We start from the raw sequence: 8,422 nt of genomic DNA on the forward strand, positions 1-8,422 counted from the left end.
CCGACTCGATTAACGGCCCGGGAAGCCCGGCGGCATCATACCTTTCATGCCGCGCATCATCTTCGCCATTCCGCCCTTCTTCATCTTTTTCATCATGCGCTGCATGTCGTCAAACTGCTTAAGCAAACGGTTGACGTCCTGCACCTGCATACCGGAACCCGTCGCGATACGACGCTTGCGGGACCCTTTGATAATTTCCGGCTTCTCGCGCTCTTTGCGCGTCATGGAGTTGATCATCGCCTCCATGCGCACCAGCACTTTGTCATCCATCTGCGATTTAACGTTGTCCGGCAGCTGGCCCATGCCCGGCAGTTTGCCCATCAGGCTGGCCATGCCGCCCATGTTGCGCATCTGCTTGAGCTGCTCCAGGAAGTCGTTGAGATCGAAGCCGTCGCCTTTTTTCAGCTTGCTGGCGAGTTTCTCTGCCTGCGCGCGGTCGACTTTGCTTTCGATATCTTCAATCAGTGACAGGACGTCGCCCATGCCCAGAATACGGGAAGCGATACGATCCGGATAGAACGGCTCCAGCGCCTCGGTTTTTTCGCCGACGCCCATAAACTTAATCGGCTTGCCGGTGATATGGCGGATAGAAAGCGCCGCACCGCCGCGCGCGTCACCGTCAACCTTGGTCAGGATAACGCCGGTCAGCGGCAGCGCTTCGTTAAAGGCTTTCGCCGTGTTCGCCGCATCCTGACCGGTCATGGCGTCGACCACAAACAGCGTTTCCACCGGATTAATGGCAGCGTGGACCTGTTTGATCTCGTCCATCATCGCTTCGTCAACGTGCAGACGACCGGCGGTATCCACCAGCAGCACGTCGTAGAACTTCAGTTTTGCCTGCTGAAGCGCATTTTTAACGATGTCGACCGGCTTCTGACTCAGGTCGGACGGACAGAAATCGACGCCAACCTGCTCCGCCAGGGTTTCCAGCTGTTTGATCGCCGCCGGGCGATAAACGTCGGCAGAAACCACCAGCACTTTCTTCTTGTGCTTCTCGCGCAGGAATTTACCCAGCTTGCCGACGCTGGTGGTTTTACCCGCACCCTGCAAGCCCGCCATCAGCACCACGGCCGGTGGCTGAGCGGCCAGATTGAGCGTGTTGTTCTCGGCGCCCATGGCGGCAACCAGCTCATTCTGAACGATCTTCACAAATTCCTGACCCGGCGTCAGGCTCTTGTTGACGTCGTGACCCACGGCGCGCTCTTTAACGCGGCCGATAAAGTCACGCACTACCGGCAGCGCAACGTCTGCCTCAAGCAGCGCCATGCGCACTTCGCGCAGGGTGTCCTTAATGTTGTCTTCTGTCAGCCGTCCACGGCCACTGATATTGCGCAGGGTCTGCGACAATCTGTCGGTTAAATTATCAAACATCGTCTCTCGCTCAACGTAATGAGAGGTCGCCAGGCGACACAATGGCGCAGATTATAACATGAAGACGCGGCGATCTCAGCCATCCGCGTTGAGATCGTTTGGAGCCAGCGGCCGCTGGCGCTATACTGCTTTTTTTCATAGCCTTGCCGGTACCACCTATGTCCGTTTTTGCGATCCTGGCGCTGCTCGCCTACTCTTTCAGCCTTGCCCTGATTATTCCCAGCCTGCTGCGCAAGCAGAGCGCGTGGCGAGGCATGGCCGTTATCTCCGCCGTCGTCGCGCTGGTGTGTCATGGCGTCGCGCTGGAACAGCGTATTTTCACAGCGGAAGGCGGTCAGAACCTTAGCCTGTTGAATATCGGATCGCTGGTCAGCCTGCTGATCTGCGCCATTATGACCATCGTGGCCTCGCGCAATCGCGGCTGGATCCTGCTGCCTTTGGTCTACAGCTTCGCGCTGATCAACCTGGCTTTCGCCACCTTTGTGCCCAACGCGTTTATCACGCATCTGGAAACCACGCCCGGCATGATGGTGCACATCGGGCTGGCGCTGTTTGCCTATGCTACGCTAATGATTGCGGCGCTTTATGCGCTACAGCTGGCGTGGATAGACTGGCTGCTGAAAAACAAAAAGCTGGCTTTCAGCAAGGACATTCCGCCGCTGATGACCATCGAGCGCAAAATGTTCCATATCACTCAGATCGGGGTAGTGTTGCTGACGCTGGTGCTGTGTACCGGTCTGTTTTATATGCAGGATCTGTTCAGCCGTGAAAACGTGGATAAAGCCGTGCTGTCGATTCTGGCCTGGTTTGTCTATATCGTTTTGCTCTGGGGTCACTATCATGAAGGGTGGCGCGGTCGCCGCGTGGCCTGGTTCAATTTCGGCGGCGCGTTCCTGCTGACCATGGCCTATTTCGGCAGCCGTATGCTGCAACACTTTTTGTCCTCCTGATCCTCCACTACAAGGAATTCCCTCGTTGGAACAAGTTTCAACCACCACGCTGATTATTATTCTTTTCGTTATGGTGCTGGTGTCGGCGTGGTTTGCCGGCTCCGAAACCGGCATGATGACGCTCAACCGCTATAAGCTGCGCCATCAGGCTAAAAACGGCGATCGCGCCGCCCGTCGGGTAGAGAAACTGCTGCGTCGCCCCGATCGCCTGCTCAGCCTGGTGCTGATCGGCAACAACCTCGTTAATATCCTCGCCTCCGCGCTGGCAACCATCGTCGGGATGCGCCTGCACGGCGATGAAGGCGTAGCCATCGCTACCGGCATCCTGACGTTTGTGGTGCTGGTGTTTGCGGAAGTACTGCCGAAAACCGTTGCCGCGCTTTATCCTGAAAAAGTCGCTTTCCCCAGCAGCCTGCTGTTAGGCCCGCTGCAAATCATCATGATGCCGCTGGTCTGGCTGCTGAATACCATTACCCGCGTTCTGATGCGGATGGTCGGCATGAAAACCGACAGCGCCGCCACCTCCGCGCTGAGCAAAGAAGAGCTGCGCACCATCGTGTATGAATCGCGCACGCTGATGTCGCATCGCAATCAGGATATGCTGCTGTCCGTGCTGGATCTGGAAAAAGTGAACGTTGACGACATTATGGTGCCGCGCAATGAAATTGTGGGCATTAATATCAACGATGACTGGAAATCCATCGTGCGGCAGCTGACGCACTCGCCGCATGGCCGCATCGTGCTCTATCGCGATTCGCTGGACGATACCATCAGTATGCTGCGCGTGCGGGAAGCCTACCGCCTGATGACCGAGAAAAAAGAGTTCACCAAAGAAGTCATGCTGCGCGCGGCGGATGAGATTTACTACGTGCCGGAAGGCACGCCGCTGAACATCCAGCTGGTGAAGTTCCAGCGCAATAAGAAGAAAGTAGGTCTGGTTGTCGATGAATATGGCGATATTAAAGGCCTGATCACCATTGAAGACATTCTGGAAGAGATAGTCGGCGATTTCACCACCTCCATGTCCCCGACGCTGGCGGAAGAAGTGATGCCACAGAATGACGGCTCGGTGCTGATTGAAGGCAGCGCTAACGTGCGCGAGCTGAACAAGGCCTTTAACTGGCAGCTGCCGGAAGAGGAAGCGCGTACGGTTAACGGCATGATTCTGGAAGTGCTGGAAGATATTCCGCTGCCCAACACTACGGTGCATATCGGTCACTATGCGATCGATATCCTCGACGTGCAGGAGAATATGATTAAACAGGTTCGCGTTACGCCGCAAAAGCCGCTGAAGGAGTCGGTGGGTTCCTGATAGCTATCCCCTACCGCCAGGGGATAAACAACCGGGTTTCTGCAAGGGAAGCCCGGTTAACTGACTAGATGTGCAGTTCCTGCAGTTTATCCTGCGGCAGTGCCAGCTCGTCGTTGTGGTTCACGCCGATATCATGCTCAATGATGTGACGCGCGATATCCTGCGCTTCATCCAGAGAGTGCATTTCATAGGTGCCGCACTGGTACTCGTTCAGCTCAGGAATTTTGCGCTGATCGGTCACTTTCAGCACGTCCTGCATCGCGGCTTTCCAGGCTTTCGCCACGCGCTGCTCGTCCGGCGTGCCAATCAGGCTCATATAGAAACCGGTGCGGCAGCCCATTGGCGAGATATCGATGATTTCAACGCCGTCGCCGTTCAGATGGTTACGCATAAAACCGGCAAACAGATGTTCCAGCGTGTGGATACCGCGCTCCGGCATCACTTCTTTGTTTGGCCGGCAGAAGCGCAGATCGAAAACGGTAATGGTATCGCCGTGCGGCGTGTTCATGGTTTTCGCTACGCGAACCGCAGGCGCCGCCATGATGGTATGATCGACGGTAAAGCTATCCAGCAATGGCATATGGTTACCTCTGATAAATTTATTTTCGCAGTGATGAAACTTTCTCTGTCGACTCGTGGTCTGAATCTATGAAAGACGCGCATTTTGTTATCATCATCCCTGACAACAGAGATGTTAATTTGGCCACATTGATGTGGCCTTTTTCTTTTGCGTTAGCTTCGGCTTTTCAGAAAGTCTTCAAAGCTAAGCGTATCACTTTCTTCGATTTCCTGCTGGCTAACGTTTGAACGGATAGCCTCCTGCTCAAAGTCGCTCTCCGTCAGGATCTCCAGCTGCTCGTTCGCCAACTGAGCATGATACTGCTCTGCCAGCGCCAGGCCCGTACCGGCCAGCCCGTTTTCTTTCAGCGCTGTCAAAAAACGCGCCGAATAGGTCAGGTCAGGATCGTCAAACGAGGCGGCCAGACGGTCACAGGCGGCCTGATAATGGCGATCGCCCTGCTGACGATCGAGCGTTTCCGCCACGCGCTGCAGATCTTTAAACAGGTTTTTGCCGACTTCCGCCAGCGGGAACTGCGCTTCTTCGCAACCGATACCCAGCATCAGGCCCGGCTTGCGCCCTTCCAGAATGACCCGGTTCCAGTTGGCGCGCGTGCAGAGCAGCTCTTCGCTACTCATTTCCGGCGCGTCGGCCAGCGTACACCAGATCAGGAACAGATCGAGGAAGCGCACCTGATTTTCATCCACGCCTGTCGGCGAGAACGGGTTAATATCCAGCGAGCGCACTTCAATGTACTCGATGCCGCCGCGCAGCAGCGCATCGGAGGGATTTTCGCCGGAGCGCGTAACGCGTTTCGGGCGGATCGGCGCATACAGCTCGTTTTCAATCTGCAACACGTTAGTGTTGAGCTGCAGCCAGTTGCCCTGCTCATCCTTCACGCCCATGCGCGCGTACTCTTCCGAAGGCGTTTTAATCGCCGCCTTCAGCGCTTTGACATAGTCAGGAAGATTATTGAAGGTGATGCCCAGTCCGCTCTGCGATTTATTGGTATAACCCAAGTCACTCAGGCGCAAAGAGGTAGCGTAAGGCAGATAGAGCAGACCATTTTCGGTACGCTCAAACGGTAAGTCCGTCTCTTTCCCCTGCAGGAAAGAAGAACAAACGGCCGGCGAAGCGCCAAACAGATAGGGAATGATCCAGCCAAAGCGATAGTAGTTACGGATCAGGCGCAGATAGCCTTCCGAGATCGCGTCGGTGCTGCTCTGCCCTTCTTTGCCATCCGTCCAGGCCTGCCAGAAAGAGAGCGGCAGCGAGAAGTTATAGTGCACGCCGGAAATGACCTGCATCAGCGCGCCATAGCGGTTCTTCAGGCCCTGCCGATAGAGCGTTTTCATCTGCCCGATATTGGAGCGCCCGTACTGCGCCAGCTCTATTTTATCGCTGTCGTCGATCAGGCACGGCATACTCATTGGCCACATCCGCTCCGCGCCGAGATCGCGTGAGACGTGACGATGAATATCGCGCAGAAAAGCCAGCAGATGATCGATGTCACGATCTACCGGCGTAATAAATTCCAGCAGCGTTTCAGCAAAATCAGTGGTAATCCACTTATGGGTCAAGGCTGAACCCAGCGATTTAGGGTGTCCGCTGGTGGCCAGATGGCCATCAGGTTTAACACGCAGCGTTTCGCGTTCAATGCCGCGACCAATACCTTTCATTGCCTCAGGGTGAGCTTCCAGCCAGGAAAGCGCCTGTGATACGTCCGGGATCAAATTGACCTCCCGCTTGGGGAAAAATTTATTATTGTTCAGCATAATGTTAATCATGATAGCGACGCTTAGCGAATCACTGCCACCATTCCATGCCCTGTAATGTTGCGAAAGCCAGCACGCCATAGCGCAACGTCTTGCCCACGGCGAGCCAGAGCGCAACCGGAAGCCAGGCGAAGCGAAGCCACCCCGCGAGAACGCAAAGCAGATCGCCAATAACCGGCAACCAGCTAAGAAGTAACGCAGCAGGCCCCCAGCGGTGCAGCCACGCTGTTGCTGTGTTATGCCATCGCCCCTGCTGTTTTAGCGGCAGACAGCGGCCGATGATAACGTTGGTTAAACCGCCGAGGGTATTCCCCAGGGCAGCAATGCCGGTCACGCCGAGCGCGGAAGCTTTTCCCGACAGCAGCAGCGAAACCAGCAGCACTTCTGAGTTTCCCGGCAGCAGCGTGGCGCTCAGGAAACCGCTGACAAACATTGAACCGTATAGCCAGTCGCTCACAGACGCCTGACGTCGACAAAAGCCATGCCTGCCGCCTGCGCGGCCTGAATACCGAAATCGGCGTCTTCAAACACGATACAGCGCTCAGGCGCAACACCGATTAATTCGGCGCAGCGCAGAAACGTATCCGGTTCCGGCTTATGACGCTTAACGTCATCAGCACCGACAACCGCGTCAAAATAGTCGCGAAGCCCTAAATGTTGCAGCAGCGCTTCGGCTACGGCGTGCTCGCTGCCGGTACCGACCGCCATAGGCCGTTTACCGCGGTAAGCTTTAACGACGTCAACCAGCGGCAGCGGCTGGACGCTATCGAAAAGCATCTCTTTCAGCGCCGCGGTTTTTTCTGCGGCCAGCTGATGGGGATCCAGGCTGCTCTGATAGCTGTTGATGATAGCTTCCGCTATCCGCCACGTTGGCGAGCCGTTCAGCTTAATCAGCGACAGGTCGTCAAAGCGCATATCGTAGCGCGCCAGAACGGTTCGCCAGGCTTTACGATGCGTAGGTTCCGTATCCAGAATCGTGCCGTCCATATCAAATATCAAGCCGTCATAACTGTCGTACACGGAAGCCTCCGTCCCTGAATCAACGAACGTTTACTTTAGCGTAAAGCACCGAACTTGTCGCTGTCAGCATGGATCCGCAAATGCCTTGAAACATATAGGGTTTTTTATTATCAGATTATATCCTTGTTAACAGATGGCCTTAATTGAGGCCAAAAAGCACAAAAGTGTAACTATGGAACCGACTCTGAACCGGCAATTAACGGGGTATATAACGGCAAAAGCAGAAAGTGAGGAAATGTATATTATAAAGCGGCGTGATAATTTCGCCTTGTTAAGGCAGCAAGTATGAGGATACGGAAAGGGTATTAGAAAAGCATCAGGCAGGTTTTTTACAATTCGATCGTAAAGGATTGCTGTAGGATCAGCGCTATAAGCTTTATACGGTATGGCTGTTCAGAATGGCTATGAGTTGGAATAACAGAAGATGAGGATAATGCGGCTTGCGCTTCGGGTCATTGCTAAGCGTTTTTACTCTTCCTGTACAAGCTGCAAGCTTTCTACAGTATGTCAGTAAAGGTGTTACGACGAGATATTCAGAAGATGGTGCATCCGGGAGGATGATTCGGCTGGCGCCTCACCCTTACGGGCCGTTGCTAAAGCAACGTTATCATCCCTTGTGCTGGCGGTAACTGCTTGCGCTATGCCAGTACGTTATTGCGACCAGATTTGCAAAATATGGTGCATCCGGGAGGATGATTCGGCTTACGCCTCACCCTTCGGGCCATCGCTTAGCGATGTTATCCTCCCTGTACACGCTGCAACCTTTTCACAGTATGTCAGTTAAGATATTGCTGCCGCATTACTAAAATATGGTGCATCCGGGAGGATTCGAACCTCCGACCGCTCGGTTCGTAGCCGAGTACTCTATCCAGCTGAGCTACGGATGCATTGAGGAAAGCTAAAGATACTGCCTGGTACAACTGAATAGGGTGCATCCGGGAGGATGATCCGGCTTACGCCTCACCCTTCGGGCCATCGCTTAGCGATGTTATCCTCCCTGTACACGCTGCAAGCTTTTCACAGTATGTCAGTTAAGATATTGCTGCCACATTACTAAAATATGGTGCATCCGGGAGGATGATTCGGCTGGCGCCTCACCCTTACGGGCCGTTGCTAAAGCAACGTTATCATCCCTTGTGCTGGCGGTAACTGCTTGCGCTATGCCAGTACGTTATTGCGACCAGATTTGCAAAATATGGTGCATCCGGGAGGATTCGAACCTCCGACCGCTCGGTTCGTAGCCGAGTACTCTATCCAGCTGAGCTACGGATGCATTGGAAAACAGTGGGGAGATAACGCGACAAACCTGAGGAGATACAGAAGAAACTGACAGACGTTTAAATCTTTTCATTTCTCAGAAGAGGCTACTGCCGACTTCTACAAAATATGGTGCATCCGGGAGGATTCGAACCTCCGACCGCTCGGTTCGTAGCCG

General features: G+C 54.4%; 7 protein-coding genes and 2 tRNA genes. 2 read left to right on the top strand and 7 right to left on the bottom strand.

Features of this window, described 5'->3' with window-relative positions:
- Positions 1 to 9: 9 nt before the first annotated feature.
- A complete protein-coding gene (gene ffh / locus QCD69_RS21465; RefSeq protein ID WP_125287469.1) occupies positions 10 to 1,371 on the bottom strand; it encodes a signal recognition particle protein in 1,362 nt (453 codons plus the stop codon).
- A 158-nt stretch (positions 1,372 to 1,529) separates the two neighbouring features.
- Here ffh and QCD69_RS21470 point away from each other — a divergent pair, with 158 nt between their 5' ends.
- Positions 1,530 to 2,321: a cytochrome C assembly family protein gene (locus QCD69_RS21470; protein ID WP_125287468.1), complete on the top strand. Its 792-nt coding sequence runs from the start codon at positions 1,530 to 1,532 to the stop codon at positions 2,319 to 2,321.
- 25 nt (positions 2,322 to 2,346) lie between these two features.
- A complete protein-coding gene (locus QCD69_RS21475; RefSeq protein ID WP_125287467.1) occupies positions 2,347 to 3,633 on the top strand; it encodes an HlyC/CorC family transporter in 1,287 nt (428 codons plus the stop codon).
- A 64-nt stretch (positions 3,634 to 3,697) separates the two neighbouring features.
- Here the strand turns inward: QCD69_RS21475 and luxS are convergent, their stop codons facing one another.
- The 6 genes from luxS to QCD69_RS21505 all read right to left on the bottom strand — a co-directional run bounded on the left by luxS (position 3,698) and on the right by QCD69_RS21505 (position 8,260).
- Positions 3,698 to 4,213, bottom strand: coding sequence for an S-ribosylhomocysteine lyase (gene luxS / locus QCD69_RS21480; protein WP_125287466.1), 516 nt, complete (start codon positions 4,211 to 4,213; stop codon positions 3,698 to 3,700).
- Between the two features lie 152 nt (positions 4,214 to 4,365).
- Positions 4,366 to 5,967, bottom strand: coding sequence for a glutamate--cysteine ligase (gshA, locus tag QCD69_RS21485; protein WP_253458991.1), 1,602 nt, complete (start codon positions 5,965 to 5,967; stop codon positions 4,366 to 4,368).
- Positions 5,968 to 5,998: 31 nt separating this feature from the next.
- A complete protein-coding gene (locus QCD69_RS21490) occupies positions 5,999 to 6,424 on the bottom strand; it encodes a YqaA family protein (RefSeq protein WP_125287465.1) in 426 nt (141 codons plus the stop codon).
- The gene (yqaB, locus tag QCD69_RS21495; RefSeq protein WP_253458989.1) at positions 6,421 to 6,987 is read right to left on the bottom strand and encodes a fructose-1-phosphate/6-phosphogluconate phosphatase; all 567 of its coding nucleotides are present in this window, start codon (positions 6,985 to 6,987) and stop codon (positions 6,421 to 6,423) included. Before yqaB ends, QCD69_RS21490 begins: the two co-directional genes overlap by 4 nt.
- A gap of 810 nt (positions 6,988 to 7,797) precedes the next feature.
- Positions 7,798 to 7,874, bottom strand: a tRNA-Arg gene (locus QCD69_RS21500).
- Between the two features lie 309 nt (positions 7,875 to 8,183).
- Positions 8,184 to 8,260, bottom strand: a tRNA-Arg gene (locus QCD69_RS21505).
- Between the last annotated feature and the right edge of the window lie 162 nt (positions 8,261 to 8,422).

The sequence above is a fragment of the Erwinia sp. PsM31 genome (assembly GCF_030433775.1).
Classification (GTDB): Bacteria; Pseudomonadota; Gammaproteobacteria; order Enterobacterales; family Enterobacteriaceae; genus Erwinia; species Erwinia aeris.